This window comes from Pseudomonas sp. JAI120 (assembly GCF_014207255.1).
Classification (GTDB): Bacteria; Pseudomonadota; Gammaproteobacteria; order Pseudomonadales; family Pseudomonadaceae; genus Aquipseudomonas.
This window is the reverse complement of sequence record NZ_JACHCZ010000001.1, coordinates 1,140,296-1,155,154: the sequence shown is the minus strand read 5'-3', so window position 1 is coordinate 1,155,154 and position 14,859 is coordinate 1,140,296. Positions and strand designations below refer to the sequence as shown.

Here is a 14,859-nt window from a genome sequence, read left to right as displayed (position 1 = left end):
TGTGCATGACTGAATCCCTCCGCAACGCTGATGTCCTGATCATCGGCGGCGGCCTGAGCGGCACGATGCTGGCGGTGCAACTGCTGCGCCTGCCTGGGCAGCGCCGGATCCTGGTGATCGAACCGCGCGCCGAACTCGGGCGTGGCGAGGCCTACAGCGCCGTCGAACTGGGCCACACCCTGAACGGCAATGCCGCGCGCATGAGCGTCGACCCGGACAATGCCGATGACCTGACCCAATGGCTCACCGACTACATCGGCGCCGGCGGTTGGCCCGAGTCGGACCAGCAGCACGTGCCCATCAGCGAACTGTTCCCGCCACGCGGGATTTTTGGCCTGTATGCGCAGCAACGGCTGGCTGAAGCCAAGGCGTTGTCGGCGTCCACCGTCGAGCATATCCGCGCCGAAGTCGTCGACCTGCAAGTTGGCGACGACTCAGTGTTGCTGACCCTCGACAATGGCCAACAACTGCGTGGTGCCCACGCGGTGTTGGCCACCGGCATGTTCCCGGCGGCGCGCACGCCGCAGACCGAATCCAGCGGGTTGAACGCCGCCGCCGTGGACCCCTGGGACGTGCAGGCCATGACCCACCTCGACCCGCAGGCGCCCGTGCTGATCATCGGCTCCGGGTTGACCATGGTGGACGCCGTGGTGTCCCTGGAACAGGCCGGGCACCGTGGGCCCATCGAGGTGTTTTCACGCCACGGTTTGTTGCCCCATGTGCGCCGGCAACCGCCGGGCTGGGACGATTTCCTCGCCGCTGACCACGCCTTGCGCAGCCCGCGGAAACTGCTGCGCGAGGTGCGTCGCCAATGCCGCCTGGCGCTGGCGCAGGGTATCGATTGGCAGGCGCCACTGGACACGGTGCGCGCCCATATCGGGCGTTTGTGGAGCCAGGCCAGCGAGGGCCAGAAACGTCAGTTCGTGCGGCATGTACGGCCCTGGTGGGAAAGCCATCACCACCGCTCGCCGCCGTTGAGTGCGCAGTTGGTGGCAAGGCTGCATGAAGAGGGGCGGTTGCGGATTCGTGCGGCGTCGTTCAAGGGGCTGGAGCCTGCGGGTGAGGGCGTGACCATTCGTTTGCGTTATCGGGGCGAACAGGCGATCACTCAGGTATCGGGCGCAGCGCTGATCAACTCCAGCGGCATCGAATACGACTGGCGCCGCGTGGCCCGGCCGTTGCCGCAGCAGTTGCTCAAGCGCGGGCTGATCACGCCCGGGCCGTTGGCGTTGGGGATTGCGGCGGACACCTCCGGCGCAGTGCTGGATGCCCAGGGCCAGGTCAGCGCGCGATTGTTCGCCATGGGCCCGCCGTTGAGGGGGATGTGGTGGGAGAGCACGGCGGTAACGGATGTTGCCCTTCAGGCCAAGGCATTGGCATCGAAGTTGGCGCATTTCTAAATGTGGGAGGGGATCTCTATTTATCTTGAGGTCTTTACGAAGCCGGGTTTTAGGCCGAACACTTCCACCCCCTGCGGCGTCGATTGCCCGGTGGTCACCTTCACGCGCTCCACCGGCTTATCCATCGTTTCTCGATACTCCACCGTCCTATCCGCCTGGATTGCCTCGCTCGGAATCACCATCGCCTGCGCGTTGTTGTAAGTGACGATGGTCAATCGCGCACTCATCCCCAGCCGCACGCGCTGCAACTGTTGCGGGGTCAGCCTGGGGATCGACAGGGTCACCGGAAACTGCGCGCTGCCCTGGCTGTCGCCGGCAATCGCCAGGCCGCTGACCACGCTCACCGAGCCGCTCAGCCGTTCGCCGTCAAAACCATCGCCCAGCACTTCCACCGCCTGGCCCTGGTGCAACTGGTTGATGTCCAGCTCGGAGACCTTGGCGACGATCTTCAGCCGCTCGATATTGGCCAGGCCGAATAGCACCTGGCCCTGGCTGACCCTGCTGCCGGCCTGAATGGGCGCGTTCGCGTTGCCGCCTTGGGGCGCATTATTGCCGGGCGCGGGCACCACGATGCCGGAGAACGGCGCCTTCACCTCTTTGCCTTCGAGCAGGGTGCGCAAGGCCTCGTATTTCACTGTGGCGTTGGTCAGTTCCATGTCGGCGATCTGGCGGTACTCGCCCTTGCCCTGATCAAGGGCCTGCTGCAGTTCGCTGCGGGCAGAGGCGAGGTCCAGCTGCTGTTGCTGGGTCTGTTGCTTGAGGTCGTCCAGCTCGTTGCGCGGGATGATGCCGCGCTTGAACAGATTTTCGCTTTCGATGAGTTTGCGCTGGGTGTTGCCGGCGGTCATCTCGGCGGTGCGCAGGCTGCGGCGCGCACGGCTGACGGTGGGGCCGCTGTCCCAGTCCTGCATTTCCTGCACGGTGCGCCTTGCCTTGAGCTGGGCGGAGAGGGCGTCGCGCAATTGTACTTCAAGGGTGGCCGGGTCCATGCGCAGCAGGACCTGGCCGGCCTCGACTCGCTGGCCTTGCTCCACCAGGTTGGCCTGCACATTGCCGTCGAACGGCGCGGTGAGGGTGAGGGTGGTGTCGGGTTCGATCTTGCCCACCAGGCCGATCTGGTGCACCAGCGGGTCGGGCTTGACCGCCAGCCATTGCTCGCCGGTGGCAGCCGGGCCTTCGGCCGGGCTGCGCAGGGCCAGCCCGGCGCCCGCCAGCAGCACGATCAATACAGCGCCCAGCAGGCCTTTCTGTTTAATAGTCATTGAGGGCGATTTCCCAACTTTCCAGCGTCATGCCCAGGGTCAAGTCGAGCTGGGTCTGGGCGTTCAAATAAGCGATCAGCGCGTTGAGCTGTGCGTTTTCGGCATTGCGCAGGTCGGTCTCGAAACTCAGCACCTGGAAGTTGGTGGAGCGCCCGGCGCTGAGCTTTTCCCGTTCGATCTCGATCTTGCGCCGCGACAACTCCACCGCGCGCTGGGAGATTTCATACTGGCGCCAGCGGGTGCCGAGGTCGCGCACCACGTCGTTGACGCTGCGCTCCAGTTCCTGGCGGGCGTCGGTGATGCGGATCTCCTGGTCCTCCACGTTGACCCGCGCACGCACTTCGGCCTGGCGTGTGCTGATGTCGCCGATGGGGATCTGCACCTGCACCCCGGCGTAGCTGTCCCAGGTGCGGTTGTTGGTGCTGCCGCCGTCGTTATTGTAGGCGTCGCGTATCTGGTTCGCGCCGGCCACCAGGTCCACCTGCCAGCGCCCGGAGTCCTTGGCGATCACCAGGTTGAGGTCGGCCTGCTGGCTGCCGAGCAGGGCGGCGAGGTATTCCGGTTGCTGGGTCTGCGCCAGATTGAAAGCCTGGCGTTTGTCGATCTGCATGGGTTTGGCCTCCAGGGCTTCGCTGGCGCGAATCGGTGTGGACAGGTCCAGGGCCAGCAGGCGCAGCAGGGCGAGGCGGCTGGTGTCCAGTTGGTTCTGCGCTTCTTCGACGCCCAGTTGCTGGGTGGCGATGTCGGCTTCGGTCTGCACGATTTCGAACTCGGCCATGCGCCCGGCGCTGATCAACGCCTTGTTCACTTCAAGCAGCGTGCCGGAGCGCTTGAGGGCGTCCTGCACGATGCTCAGTTGCTCCTGGGCCCGCAGCAGTTCGCGGTAGGTGGCGATGATCTGGCTGATGGTTTGCGCCACGGTCGCCTTGAGGTTCAGGCGGTTGGCCTGCTCCGACAGGCGTGACAGGCGCAGCGGTGCGGTGGTGGCGTCCCAGCCGGCACCGCGCATCAACGGCTGGATGATCGCCAGGTCGAGGCCGTCGCTGCGGTAACGGCCGGCGCGGTCGGCGTTGTTCAATTGCTGGGTCCAGGCCATGCTCAAGCGGGTGCCGTACTCACTGAGCAAACTGGTGGCCGGCGCCACGTTGGCATTGCGCGCACTGTCCTGGGAGCCGCGGGTGCTGCGGTAATAGCTGTTGAGGGTGAGCTTGGGGTTGAACACGTCTTCGGCGACACGCAGGTCGAATTTCTGCGCGACCCGCTGCAGGTAAGCGCTGCGGATCGCCGGGTTGTTGCGCAGGCCCAGGTACACGGCGTCACCCAGGGTCATGGTGGTGACCTGGGCATTCAAGGACACGCCCCGGTCGTAACCGCTGCGGGTGGTACTCGGCGCCGACGGCTTGATGACCACATCGGCCGCCCCGACGGGCAGGCTGATCAGCGCGAGTAGCCAGAGCCATTTATTCATCACGCAGGGCCTCCACCGGCTGCAACCGTGAGGCCGAGACAGCCGGGTAGATGCCAAAGAACAGGCCCACCAGCAACGTACTGCCCACCCCCAGGGGCAGGGCGGCAGCGGCCAGGTCAAATAGCCAGCCCGACAGCCAGGCATAGAGCCACGCGGCGGTCATCCCGAGTACCGCGCCGCACAGCGCGCCGACGGCGGTGAGGGTAACGGCTTCGAGCAGGAACAGGTTGCGGATGTCGCGCTGGCGAGCGCCCAGGGCCATGCGAATGCCGATCTCACGACGGCGCTCCGATACGTTCATCAGCATCACATTCATCACCCCCACACCGCCGCCGACCAGGGAGATGGCGCCGAGGGCCAGCAGCAGGTAGGCGAACGTGCGGCTTTGCCGGGTCATGCCGTCGATCATTTGCTGGGGCACCTGGATGTCGACAGTGTGGTCGGTGAGCTGGGTCTGCAAGGCGCTGGCGGCTTCCTTGGCAATGCGCTCCATGTCCTGACCGGGCGCGGCGCGGATGATCACATTGCCGATCTGCGGCATGGCATAGATGCGGCGCATGCCTTCGGCGGGAATGAACAACGAATCGTTGGCCTGTACCGGCATCAGCATTGCCCTGGGCTGGTTCTGCAGAATGCCCACCACCAGGAACAGGTAGTCGTTGATGCGCACGCGGTCGCCCAGTTGCAGCGGATCGCCCGGCGTTCCGAGGGCCTGGGCCACCTGGTCACCGATCACGCCGTAGGTTTCGTTGGCGTCGAAGCTCGACAGGAAGCGCCCCTGCCGTACCACCAGGCGCATCGCCGCCTGGATGTCCGGTGTGCTGCCGACGAGGTTGGCGTTGGTGGTGCGGCCATGGAACACGATGGGCCCGCTGAACAAGGTCAGTGCGCCGATATGGGCAATGCCCGGCACGGCCTGGCGCACGGCGTCCAAGTCGAGCTTCGCGGGCGTCGGCACGGTGCTGCTGCCCTTGGGCGGGAACTGGGCGACCAGGGTGTCGGTGCCCATGTCCTTGAAAATCATCGCGGCATCCACCGCCGCGTTATGGCCGATATTGATCAGCGCCACCACCGACGAACTGCCGATGACGATGCCCAGCAGGGCCAGGACCGAGCGCTTGCCCAGGGTGCGCAGGCTGACGAAGGCTTCATGCAGCAATTGGCTGAAGCTCTGTTCGACCCGCAGGCTCATAGGCGGTCGGCCTCGTGTACCACGCCATTGCGCACCAGTATCCTGCGCTCCAGGCGCTCGGCGATATGCGGGTCGTGGGTGACAATGATCAACGTGACCTGTTGCTCGCGGTTCAGGGCCAGGAGCAGGTCCATGATGTCCTGGGCGGTGCTGCTGTCGAGGTTGCCGGTGGGCTCGTCGGCCAGGATCACCGAAGGCTTGCCCACCAATGCTCGGGCAATCGCCACACGTTGGCGCTGGCCGCCGGAGAGGTCGGCGGGACGATGATGGGCGCGCTCCGCCAGCCCGACCTGTTCGAGCATGCGCAGGGCCTGCGCCACTGATTCATGCCGGGACACGCCGCGATAACTCAGGGGCAGGGCGACGTTGTCCAAGGCGCTGAGGCGCGGCAGCAGGTTGAAGCTCTGGAACACAAAACCGATCTGCTGGTTACGGATCGCCGCCAGCTCGTCCGGGGAGGCGCTGAAGATATCGTGGCCGGCAAAGTGGTACTGGCCGCTGTTGGGCAAGTCCAGGAGGCCGAGGATATTGAGCAGGGTGCTTTTGCCGGAGCCCGAGGCGCCGAGGATGCCGCAGCTGTCACCGCGATCGATGGACAGGCACACCTCATTGAGAATGGTCAGTTCCTGCCCGGCGAGCTGATAGCGCTTGCCGATACCTTGCAGGGAAATCAAGCCTGGGTGCGCGCGGGTATCTGTCATCGTGACTACGCCTGCAGTCTCGACGCCGCCGTCCTGCCCCCTTTGTAAATCTTTGTAACAAGTTCGGGAGCTAGCTGGTTCGCGTCTCGGACTGGTTTTATTTCTTGTTTTTAAAATATTGTTTGAATACTAACCGGGTTCCCCGCGCTTCGCCAGCCGTGGGTGTAGAGCGGTTTTACGCTTTGAAATGATTTCACCCGTCGGTGTGGTGGGCTGCCAAAATACCTGGGACTGCCCTCAAAGTGCCCATTGGCAAAGGCTTTGGATAGCATAGCGGTGTGTCACTACTTGCTTTCGAACGGCCGCACCGGTATAAAAAATCAAATTATTTTTTAAAACAATATTTCCGCCGTGGAACCCTTATGGTCGCGAAGAAACTCAGCGCTCCAAACGTTACCAAGACTCGATTGCTGGATGCGACAGAGGCTCTCTTCATTAAGTACGGTTATGACGCGGTGTTGTTGCGGCAGATTACCGAGCGCGCCCAGGTGAACCTGGCCGCTGTGAACTACCACTTCGGGGACAAGGATTCCCTGATGAAGACCCTGCTGATGCAACGCCTGGAGCCGCTCAACGAGCAGCGCCTGGAACTGCTGGCGCGTTGTGAAGCCGAGTCCGATGGCCCGCTTGATTGCGACACCTTGCTCGGTGTGCTCTTCGCTCCGGCCATGGGCCTGGAGCGCAGCGACCCGGCCAGTGCCAGTGGGGAAGGGCGTTCGTTCATCCGTTTCCTCGGGCGGGTGTATAGCGACACCTCGCCGTTTATCCAGGAATACCTCAAGGTGCATTACCAGCCGGTGTTCCAGCGCTTCTTCGAAGCCTTCGCGCTGGCCTTGCCGGACTTGCCGCGCAATGAGCTGGGAGTGCGCCTGCAATTTGCCCTCAAGGCCATTTCCGGGGTCATGGCGGGTACCGAACTGCGCCTGCTGATGAACTCCATGAGCCTGGGCCGCCCGGCGACCGACGCTGAAGTGATGGCCAAGCTGATCACCCTGGTCTCGGCGGCGATTCGTGTGCCGCAGCAAAGCCCGGAAGCCGAACACGCGCTGGCCAAGGTGCTGGATACCCAGCGCGCCATTCGTGAGCAAGCGGCCGCGCCGGCCGCGAAGGCCTCGCGTTAACTCAAATCCCAGGCAAAAAAAAGCCCGCTGGGGCGGCGGGCTTGATGTGCAACATTTGTAACGGATGAGGCTTCACACTACGTCTCGGGATGTGAATAAAACGTGAAAAATATGTAAGAGAAAGTGTGAAAGTGTTGATGTGAGTAAACAGGTCAACGGGCCACCTTTCTAGATCCTCCAACGCCCGGCGCTCTTGGCCAGTCGTTGGCGCATCGCGTCCACATTCGCCGCCAGTTGCACCGTTAACAATCGATACCCATCCAGCGCACTGTAAACCGGCGCATCCAGCGTGGGCTCGCCGCCGGTGATAGGGCTGGGCCGCTCCAGCCGCTCCGTGACCCCCGACTTCAATGCCCGCGCCATCCCCACCAGTTGCACTCGAATCTGCCGGTGCTCGGCTTTCAGCATCACCTGCATACGCGCCATCGCCTGTTCATCGCGCGGGTCCGGTCGCGTGTTGCCGAGAATCTCCAGGGTGCTCATGCACATGCGCAGGTGCCGTTGGATGGCGTCCAGTTCGGTCATGGAAATCCGCACTTCCTTGGACACCGACGGCATCAGCGAGCGCAATTGCAGCATCGCCGCATTCAAGCGGTTCAGCAGTTTGAGGTGTTCATCGTCAGTGACCGATTGGCCATTGATGATCCGGCTATAGATCGCGGCACAGTCACGCAACGCGCTGGCCAGGTTGTAGCGCCACGAGTACACCGCATACAGCGGCAGGGCGAAGGAGAACGCCAGGGCCAGCACGATACCGATCAGGATGTCGACCGTGCGCCACAAGCCATCCGAGATCGGATTGTCACCGTGCCCGGCGACGATAAACACCGTGATCGCCGACAACAGCGCGATGTAGCCGCCCTTGCCGATGGCGTGATAGGAAAAGAACCCGCACACCACCGACATCAACAGGTAAGTCAACAGCGGTTGGCCGAAGTAGGCCTGTTGCACCACCAGCAACAAGCCGACGCTGGCGCCGATCAAGGTGCCGTAGGCGCGCTCCACGGCTTTCTTGCCGATATTGCCGTGGTGCTGCAAGCCACCGATCACAATCAGCATGGTCACCGACGCCCATTCACCATGGGGCAGGTTGATGCCGGTGGTCAGCAGGATCGTCGCCAGCAGGCCAATGGACACGCGCACGGCGTGGATCAGCTTGGCGTGGCGATAGCGGCGGTACGGGTCGAGCAGGGGGCGCAGCAGGCGCCGGGCGAAGAGTGGCAGGTTCATCAGTACTAAAGTGGCCTCGGTTTTGGAGATGTACACAATCCAAATGTGGGAGGGGACAAGTCGAAACGTCGCACCGCCCCTCCCACATTGAGATCGGTATTGCCCTTAGAAGATATAGTCGGTGGTCAGGAAGCTTGAGTCGCGGTTGCGCAGAATGTCGCTGACCAGCGCCTTGTTGCTGTCCTGGAACTTGGTCGCCACCAGGGTGCGGATCGAAAACACGCGCAGCGCGTCATGTACCGACAGCGTGCCCTCGGCCGAGTTCTTGCGCCCGTTGAACGGGAACGTGTCCGGCCCGCGCTGGCACTGGGCATTGATATTGATGCGGCCGACCTGATTGGCAAAGGTGTCCACCAGGCGCCCGACTTCCACGGCGTTGGTGCCGAAAATACTCAATTGCTGGCCGAAGTCCGAGTCGAGTACGTACTCGATCACCGTCTCCAGATCACGGTAGGGCACGATGGGCACCACCGGGCCGAACTGTTCCTCGTGGTACACGCGCATCTGCGGGTTCACCGGGTACAGCACCGCCGGGTAGAAGAACGAACCCCGGCGGGTACCGCCATTGGCGTTCACCACCTGGGCGCCGTGTTGTTGCGCATCGGCCACCAGCTCGTTGAGGTAATCCACCTTGCCGACTTCCGGCAGCGGTGTCAGTGAAACGCCGTCTTCCCAGGGCATGCCGGGCTTGAGGGTCTCCAGTTTGCGGTTGAATTTCTCGATGAAGCTGTCGACCACGTCTTCATGCACAAACAGGATTTTCAACGCGGTGCAACGCTGGCCATTGAAGGACAGCGAGCCGGTGACGGCCTCGCTGACGGCGTTGTCCAGGTCCACCTCCGGCAGCACGATGCCGGGGTTTTTCGCATCCAGGCCCAGTGCTGCACGCAAGCGGTGCGGCTTGGGGTGCAGTTTTTTCAAGTCACTGGCGGCCTTGTTGGTGCCGATAAAGGCAAAGATGTCGATCTTGCCGCTGGCCATCAACGCACTGACGGTTTCGCGGCCGCTGCCGTAGATCACGTTGATCACCCCGGCCGGGAAGCTGTCGCGGAAGGCCTCCAGCAACGGTCGAATCAACAGCACACCGAGCTTGGCCGGCTTGAACACCACGGTGTTGCCCATGATCAGCGCCGGGATCAGCGTGGTAAACGTCTCGTTGAGCGGGTAGTTATAGGGGCCCATGCACAGCGCCACGCCCAGGGGGACGCGGCGGATTTGCCCGAGGGTGTCCTGTTCCAGCTCGAAGCGGCTGCTGCGGCGGTCGAGTTCCTTGAGGGCATTGATGGTGTCGGTGATGTAGTCGCAGGTGCGGTCGAACTCTTTCTGTGAGTCCTTGAGGTTCTTGCCAATCTCCCACATCAGCAGCTTGACCACTGCGTCGCGCTGTTCGCGCATACGTCGCAAAAATGCCTCGACGTGCTGGATACGCTCCACCACCCGCATCGTCGGCCATTCACCCTGGCCACGGTCATAAGCGCGTACGGCGGCATCGAGGGCGGTGAGGGCGGTGTCGGCGTCCAGCAACGGGGTGCTGCCGATCACCACGCGGCGGTCGCCCAATTGCACCGGGCTCTGCACCTGGGCCAAGGGGCCGTTCCACACCTGCAACTGGCCGTTGACCAGGTAATCACGCTGTTCGATGGGCGCCGCCAGGCGGTATTGCTCGGGAATATCGGCGACGCTGGTGGGAAACAGCTGGTCGAGCAGGTTGCTGGTGGTCATGTCACTTCCCCTGGAATAGTTGCAAAATATGACTAGAGAGTCACCCAACACAGGGCTCTATGGCAAGGCTTGTGCGCTTTGCAGTACGCACCGGGGCGTGTGGCCTGCTCTTCGAGATAGTAGACTGCGCGCCTTTCTTGAAGGAGTTCACATGAGTCAGTACCAGCCGGGCATTCTTGCCGCACCGGTGCCTTTGCAGGCACGCCATCTGTTTTTTGTCGTGGATACCCTGGCAGCCGTGCCCGCTGCGCTGGACGCGCTGGTGCAGTTGACCGATTCGGCGGCAGTGGTCGGATTTGGCGAGCCGCTGGTAAACGCGCTGGGTGCAACGATTGATGGCTTGCGCAGCTTTCCTGCCGTGAGCGCGCCGGGCGCGCACAACCCGTCCACCCAGCAGGCACTGTGGGTGTGGCTGCATGGCGTCGATCGCGGCGAGTTGCTGCTGCGCAGTCGCGCTTTCGAGAAGGCCCTGGCCCCGGCGTTTCGCCTGGTGCAGTCGACCGAAGGCTTCCGCTACAAGACTGGCTTCGACCTCACCGACTACGAAGACGGCACCGAAAACCCCCACGACGACGCCGCCGTTGACGCCGCCCTGACCGACAGCGGCGCCAGCTTCGCCGCGATCCAGCAATGGCAACACGACCTCGATGGTTTCGCCGCGTTGCCCGCCCAGGAACGCGACCACATCATCGGCCGCCGCCATGGCGACAACGAAGAGCTGGAAGACGCTCCCGAATCCGCCCACACCAAGCGTACCGCCCAGGAAAGCTTCACCCCGGAAGCCTTCGTGGTGCGCCGCTCGATGCCCTGGGCCGAAAACGGCCAGGCCGGGTTGATGTTCCTTGCATTCGGCCATTCCTTCGATGCGTTCGAAGCGCAACTGCGCCGCATGAGCGGCTTGGAAGACGGGATTGTCGATGGCCTGTATCGGATCAGCACGCCGTTGACCGGTGGCTACTACTGGTGCCCGCCGACCCTCGGTGGGCGCCTGGACCTGAGTGCACTGGCAGGCTGATCGCCTTTACCTGTGGTGTGTGGCTGAACATGAAAATTCGCACAGCCACGCAATGCCCCACTGAAAAAATCCCCGGCTGCCCGTAATCTAGACACCTTTGCCACCTGTGCGGATTGTTCATGTCTTCTGTTGCCGATGGGCTGCCCCTCAATAAACGCCTGCCAGCCGTGATCGCGATCTCCCTGGGAATCGGCATGGCGACGCTGGACACGGCCATCGTCAACACGGCGTTGCCGACCCTGGCCGAAGGGATTGGCACCGATTCCGCCTCGGTGATCTGGGTGGTCAACGCTTACCAGTTGGCGATTATCGCCACGGTGCTGCCGTTTGCATCGCTCAGCGATGTGCTCGGGCACCGCCGCGTGTATCTCGGCGGGTTGCTGCTATTTATCGTCTCGTCGCTGTTTTGCGGGCTGGCCGGCTCGCTGGTCAGCCTGACCGCCGCCCGTGTGGTGCAGGGGCTGGGTGCGGCGGCGATCATGAGTGTCAATACGGCGTTGCTGCGGCATATCTACCCGTCAAAAATGCTCGGGCGTGGCCTGGGCTATAACTCGCTGGTGGTCGGGCTGGCGTTTACCCTGGGGCCCACGGCGGCGTCGGCGATTCTGTCGGTGGCGACCTGGCACTGGCTGTACCTGATCAATGTGCCGTTGGGGCTGTTGGCCCTGGCATTGGGCCTGCGTTCATTGCCGACCCTGCCGATGACCGGGCATGCCTTCGACCGCCTCGCGGCCCTGCTATGTGCGGGTTTGTTCGCCTTGCTGGTGCTGGGGTTGGGCACGGCGGTGCACGGTGCTCAGGGGGCGTTGACCCTTGGCTTGATAGCAGTGGCGCTGGTGTGTGGCGCGTTACTGCTGCGCCGGCAGGCCGGTCACCCGGCGCCGATGCTGGCGTTGGATCTGTTCAAGCGGCCGGTGTTTGCCTTGTCTTCCCTCACGGCGATCTGCGCCTTCAGCGCCCAGGGCCTGGCTTTTGTGTCGCTGCCCTTTCTGCTACAGGCGATGCTGGGGCATAGCCAGGTGGAAACCGGGTTCCTGATGACGCCGTGGCCGGCGGTCGTGGCGGTCATGGCCCTGGTCGCTGGACGCCTGGCTGACCGTGTGTCCCTGGGCCTGCTGTGTGGTATCGGGCTGTTGATGTTGAGCGTGGGGATGGCCGCGTTGGCGACCTTGGGCAACGGCGCATCGGCCTTCGATATCGGCTGGCGCATGGCGCTGTGCGGTGCCGGTTTCGGCTTCTTCCAGTCGCCCAACCTCAAAGCCTTGATGACCAGTGCGCCGTTGGCGCGCAGCGGCGGGGCCAGCGGCATCGTGGCGATTTCGCGGTTGCTGGGGCAGACGCTGGGGGCGTCGTTGGTGGCGCTGTGTTTCCACCTGTCCCTGGGCAATGGCCCGCTGTATGCGCTATGGCTGGGTTGTGTGTTTGCGCTGGTGGGCGCCGTGGCCAGCGGCCTGCGTCTGCTGCCTTACGGGAAAAAGCCGTTGTAAAACCTGCGGCGGGAGGGCTACCGTGGCGACCTGAATATTTCGGGATGTTTCAGATTTATGTCCAGCCTGGCCCTCCGCACTGCTGATACCCATTCCCGCCGCGCTGCGTTGACCCTGGCTTTATGCCTGCCCAGTGACGTGTTGCTCTATCTGCTGTTGCCCATGGAGTCCCAGGCCTTCGGCATCACGCTCGCCCAGGCCGGGGTGTTGCTGGCGGCCAACCGGCTGGTGCGGATTTTCGGTTACCGGCATGTGCTGAATTTCTACGCGCGCAACGGTGATCGCCTGAGCTGCATGATCGCCGCCGGTGCCGCAACGCTGTGTGCCCTGGGTAATTCGGTGCTGTCGGGTTTTGCCGCATTGTTGGGGCTGCGGCTGGTGTGGGGCCTGTGTTTTGCCGCGTTGAACCTGTCGACCCAGGTATTGGCCACCTCCGAACCGGAGGGCGCCGCGCGGCGGGCAGGGCGATCGCGGGCGTTGATCGCCTGGGGGCCGATGCTGGCGTTGCCGTTGGGTGGCTGGCTAACGCTGTGGGCCGGGCCGCGGCCGATCTTTGTGATCCTCGCCGGCTGTTGCCTGGTGGGGCTGTGGATGGCGCGCAGCCTGCCCAGCGCCGGGCATGATTTGCACAGTACCCCCGGGCGCCGCTTCCAATGGCCCGACAGCGTGGCGATGTGGTCGTTTATCGAAGGCGTGGCGCTGGACGGACTGTTTATTTTCGGCCTGTCGATCCAGGCGCAGAAGCTGCTCGGCGGCGACGCGGTGCTGATCGCGGGCGGCTTGATGGCCCTGCGTTATGTCTCGGAAATGCTCCTGAGCCCCCTGGGCGGCCGCGCGGCGCAGCGCTTTGGCGCCACCTCGATGTTGTTGCTGTTTTCGTTCATGAGTGCCTTGGCCTTGACGGCGTTCGGCAGCTATTGGGTGGTTGTCGGCGCGGCAGCGGTGTTGGTGCTGCGCGCGTTGCAACTGCCCCTGGTGACCACCTTGGTCGCCGAGCGCAACCCCGGTTCGATGCGGGTGTCGGCCCTGGCGTCCAACGCGGTATGGCGTGATATCGGCGCGGGCCTCGGGCCACTGCTGGCGGGCCTGCTGTTGCCGGTGGCCTCGGCACCCCTGGTGTTTGGCGTGGCAGGCGCTGCGATTGCGGTGAGTGCGCTGTTTTGCTGGCGTACGCGTGTGGCTGGCGACTGACTTACGCGCTTTTCAAGCCTTCCAGCCAGGTGGGGTCGAAACGGGTCTGCTCGGTGTCCATCCCCAGTGCCTGCATCTTGTTTTTATGCGCGTTCATTTCGCCGACCAACTGCGCCTGGGCGCTGGAGTTGGCATCCAGTTCATGCATCTGCGTCAGCCCCAAATGGTAGAAACGCAGCACCTTGATCGCCGTCGGGTCATTGGCCTGCACCCGCTCTGTGACGGTGTGCATCACATTGGTCACGCGCATCAGGTTGCGCTTGAGCTGCCAGCCATACACGGCCGGCGCCAGCCAGGGTTGGCTCCAGAACGGGCCGCGCACCAGGGCGAGGGTAATCAACACCCCGGCGAATACGCCGCCGACATTGAAGCGCACGTTGTCACCGCCGGGTTCGCCGAACAGCATTACCGCCAGGCTCGACAGCAGCATGGCCAAGGCCATGAACAGCACGGCTACGATCAGTGTGCTGCGGCGGGTCTGTTGGCGGTAGGTGACGGGGTCGCAGGGTTTGAGCTCGAACATCCGGTCCAGGTCTCCAGGGCGGGTAGGGAGTGGCATCTTCTCATGGCCAGCGGTCAGCGGTGGGGCAATCAAGTTGAACCATGATCTGGGGCAGTTTCTCTAAACCGGTGTACTCCCTTTGAGGTGAACCACCATGCCCGAATACAAGCAGCCACCGCCCGGTACACCCGACCCAGATCGCACCCCCGGTGAAGAAGAGCGTGACAACGATGCCTTGCGCCCCAATGACCCGAAAGAGCGTGATGCACAGGATGATGTGGAGCGCGTCGAACAAGACCTGGAAAATCTTCACGACAAAGCTCGCCCCCTATAACAGGAGACCATGATGAACAATCGCTCGGATGGACCCCCCTCCAACGAACACGCCAGCGGCAAGGATGAGTTGGGATTTGATCCGGACTCACCGGATGTGGCAGATCCGCAGGTTGATCCGGTAGGTCCGGCCATCGCGCCGCTGGATAAAAAGGACAAGGAAGAGGCGAAAAAAAAGCCGCCCTACGATCCGTTGGGCGACTTGAAAAAATGAACTGAGCCCCGCCATTGAGCG

The 14,859-nt window shown here is 63.4% G+C and carries 14 protein-coding genes; 7 read left to right on the top strand and 7 right to left on the bottom strand.

Annotation, left to right across the window (positions count from 1 at the left end):
- The first annotated feature begins 5 nt into the window (after nucleotides 1-5).
- Complete coding sequence (locus tag HDC32_RS05325) at nucleotides 6-1,400, top strand: FAD/NAD(P)-binding protein (protein WP_184742787.1); 1,395 nt, start codon at nucleotides 6-8, stop codon at nucleotides 1,398-1,400.
- A 20-nt stretch (nucleotides 1,401-1,420) separates the two neighbouring features.
- Here HDC32_RS05325 and HDC32_RS05320 read toward each other — a convergent pair whose 3' ends face one another.
- The 4 genes from HDC32_RS05320 to HDC32_RS05305 are packed head-to-tail and all read right to left on the bottom strand — an operon-like array spanning nucleotide 1,421 to nucleotide 6,023.
- A complete protein-coding gene (locus HDC32_RS05320; RefSeq protein WP_184742785.1) occupies nucleotides 1,421-2,662 on the bottom strand; it encodes an efflux RND transporter periplasmic adaptor subunit in 1,242 nt (413 codons plus the stop codon).
- Nucleotides 2,652-4,130 (bottom strand): TolC family protein, encoded by a 1,479-nt coding sequence (locus tag HDC32_RS05315; protein WP_184742783.1) that lies wholly within the window; start codon nucleotides 4,128-4,130, stop codon nucleotides 2,652-2,654. The genes HDC32_RS05320 and HDC32_RS05315 overlap by 11 nt, the downstream gene beginning before the upstream one ends.
- Nucleotides 4,123-5,322, bottom strand: coding sequence for an ABC transporter permease (locus HDC32_RS05310; RefSeq protein WP_145337650.1), 1,200 nt, complete (start codon nucleotides 5,320-5,322; stop codon nucleotides 4,123-4,125). The genes HDC32_RS05315 and HDC32_RS05310 overlap by 8 nt, the downstream gene beginning before the upstream one ends.
- Nucleotides 5,319-6,023: an ABC transporter ATP-binding protein gene (locus HDC32_RS05305; RefSeq protein ID WP_131698080.1), complete on the bottom strand. Its 705-nt coding sequence runs from the start codon at nucleotides 6,021-6,023 to the stop codon at nucleotides 5,319-5,321. Before HDC32_RS05305 ends, HDC32_RS05310 begins: the two co-directional genes overlap by 4 nt.
- A 362-nt stretch (nucleotides 6,024-6,385) precedes the next feature.
- Between HDC32_RS05305 and HDC32_RS05300 the strand changes: the two genes are divergently transcribed.
- On the top strand, nucleotides 6,386-7,144 hold the full coding sequence (locus tag HDC32_RS05300) for a TetR/AcrR family transcriptional regulator (protein ID WP_131698079.1): 759 nt from the start codon (nucleotides 6,386-6,388) through the stop codon (nucleotides 7,142-7,144).
- A gap of 168 nt (nucleotides 7,145-7,312) precedes the next feature.
- Here HDC32_RS05300 and HDC32_RS05295 read toward each other — a convergent pair whose 3' ends face one another.
- Together HDC32_RS05295 and HDC32_RS05290 are read right to left on the bottom strand one after the other, a co-directional pair.
- Nucleotides 7,313-8,374, bottom strand: coding sequence for an FUSC family protein (locus HDC32_RS05295; RefSeq protein WP_145337651.1), 1,062 nt, complete (start codon nucleotides 8,372-8,374; stop codon nucleotides 7,313-7,315).
- A gap of 105 nt (nucleotides 8,375-8,479) precedes the next feature.
- Nucleotides 8,480-10,096, bottom strand: a complete 1,617-nt coding sequence (locus HDC32_RS05290) for an NADP-dependent glyceraldehyde-3-phosphate dehydrogenase (RefSeq protein ID WP_131698077.1) — start codon at nucleotides 10,094-10,096, stop codon at nucleotides 8,480-8,482.
- A gap of 151 nt (nucleotides 10,097-10,247) precedes the next feature.
- On the opposite strand from HDC32_RS05290, the gene HDC32_RS05285 reads away from it, so the two are divergent.
- The 3 genes from HDC32_RS05285 to HDC32_RS05275 all read left to right on the top strand — a co-directional run bounded on the left by HDC32_RS05285 (nucleotide 10,248) and on the right by HDC32_RS05275 (nucleotide 13,789).
- Nucleotides 10,248-11,111, top strand: coding sequence for a Dyp-type peroxidase (locus HDC32_RS05285; RefSeq protein ID WP_184742781.1), 864 nt, complete (start codon nucleotides 10,248-10,250; stop codon nucleotides 11,109-11,111).
- Nucleotides 11,112-11,230: 119 nt separating this feature from the next.
- The gene (locus tag HDC32_RS05280) at nucleotides 11,231-12,598 is read left to right on the top strand and encodes an MFS transporter (protein ID WP_131698075.1); all 1,368 of its coding nucleotides are present in this window, start codon (nucleotides 11,231-11,233) and stop codon (nucleotides 12,596-12,598) included.
- Nucleotides 12,599-12,655: 57 nt separating this feature from the next.
- On the top strand, nucleotides 12,656-13,789 hold the full coding sequence (locus HDC32_RS05275; protein WP_184742779.1) for an MFS transporter: 1,134 nt from the start codon (nucleotides 12,656-12,658) through the stop codon (nucleotides 13,787-13,789).
- 1 nt (nucleotide 13,790) lies between these two features.
- On the opposite strand, the gene HDC32_RS05270 is transcribed toward HDC32_RS05275, so the two are convergent.
- Nucleotides 13,791-14,312, bottom strand: a complete 522-nt coding sequence (locus tag HDC32_RS05270; protein WP_184744104.1) for a DUF3087 domain-containing protein — start codon at nucleotides 14,310-14,312, stop codon at nucleotides 13,791-13,793.
- Nucleotides 14,313-14,445: 133 nt separating this feature from the next.
- Between HDC32_RS05270 and HDC32_RS05265 the strand changes: the two genes are divergently transcribed.
- Complete coding sequence (locus tag HDC32_RS05265; protein ID WP_131698072.1) at nucleotides 14,446-14,625, top strand: hypothetical protein; 180 nt, start codon at nucleotides 14,446-14,448, stop codon at nucleotides 14,623-14,625.
- Between the two features lie 12 nt (nucleotides 14,626-14,637).
- Nucleotides 14,638-14,838, top strand: a complete 201-nt coding sequence (locus HDC32_RS05260) for a DUF6021 family protein (protein ID WP_184742777.1) — start codon at nucleotides 14,638-14,640, stop codon at nucleotides 14,836-14,838.
- Nucleotides 14,839-14,859: the final 21 nt, after the last annotated feature.

What these genes read in the sequence shown, in the direction of transcription:
- HDC32_RS05295 (WP_145337651.1), bottom strand. Translation starts at nt 8,374, where the DNA reads ATGAACCTGCCACTCTTCGCCCGGCGCCTGCTGCGCCCCCTGCTCGAC.
- HDC32_RS05275 (WP_184742779.1), top strand. Translation starts at nt 12,656, where the DNA reads ATGTCCAGCCTGGCCCTCCGCACTGCTGATACCCATTCCCGCCGCGCT.
- HDC32_RS05300 (WP_131698079.1), top strand. Translation starts at nt 6,386, where the DNA reads ATGGTCGCGAAGAAACTCAGCGCTCCAAACGTTACCAAGACTCGATTG.
- HDC32_RS05270 (WP_184744104.1), bottom strand. Translation starts at nt 14,312, where the DNA reads ATGTTCGAGCTCAAACCCTGCGACCCCGTCACCTACCGCCAACAGACC.
- HDC32_RS05325 (WP_184742787.1), top strand. Translation starts at nt 6, where the DNA reads ATGACTGAATCCCTCCGCAACGCTGATGTCCTGATCATCGGCGGCGGC.
- HDC32_RS05310 (WP_145337650.1), bottom strand. Translation starts at nt 5,322, where the DNA reads ATGAGCCTGCGGGTCGAACAGAGCTTCAGCCAATTGCTGCATGAAGCC.
- HDC32_RS05290 (WP_131698077.1), bottom strand. Translation starts at nt 10,096, where the DNA reads ATGACCACCAGCAACCTGCTCGACCAGCTGTTTCCCACCAGCGTCGCC.
- HDC32_RS05305 (WP_131698080.1), bottom strand. Translation starts at nt 6,023, where the DNA reads ATGACAGATACCCGCGCGCACCCAGGCTTGATTTCCCTGCAAGGTATC.
- HDC32_RS05320 (WP_184742785.1), bottom strand. Translation starts at nt 2,662, where the DNA reads ATGACTATTAAACAGAAAGGCCTGCTGGGCGCTGTATTGATCGTGCTG.
- HDC32_RS05265 (WP_131698072.1), top strand. Translation starts at nt 14,446, where the DNA reads ATGCCCGAATACAAGCAGCCACCGCCCGGTACACCCGACCCAGATCGC.
- HDC32_RS05280 (WP_131698075.1), top strand. Translation starts at nt 11,231, where the DNA reads ATGTCTTCTGTTGCCGATGGGCTGCCCCTCAATAAACGCCTGCCAGCC.
- HDC32_RS05315 (WP_184742783.1), bottom strand. Translation starts at nt 4,130, where the DNA reads ATGAATAAATGGCTCTGGCTACTCGCGCTGATCAGCCTGCCCGTCGGG.
- HDC32_RS05260 (WP_184742777.1), top strand. Translation starts at nt 14,638, where the DNA reads ATGAACAATCGCTCGGATGGACCCCCCTCCAACGAACACGCCAGCGGC.
- HDC32_RS05285 (WP_184742781.1), top strand. Translation starts at nt 10,248, where the DNA reads ATGAGTCAGTACCAGCCGGGCATTCTTGCCGCACCGGTGCCTTTGCAG.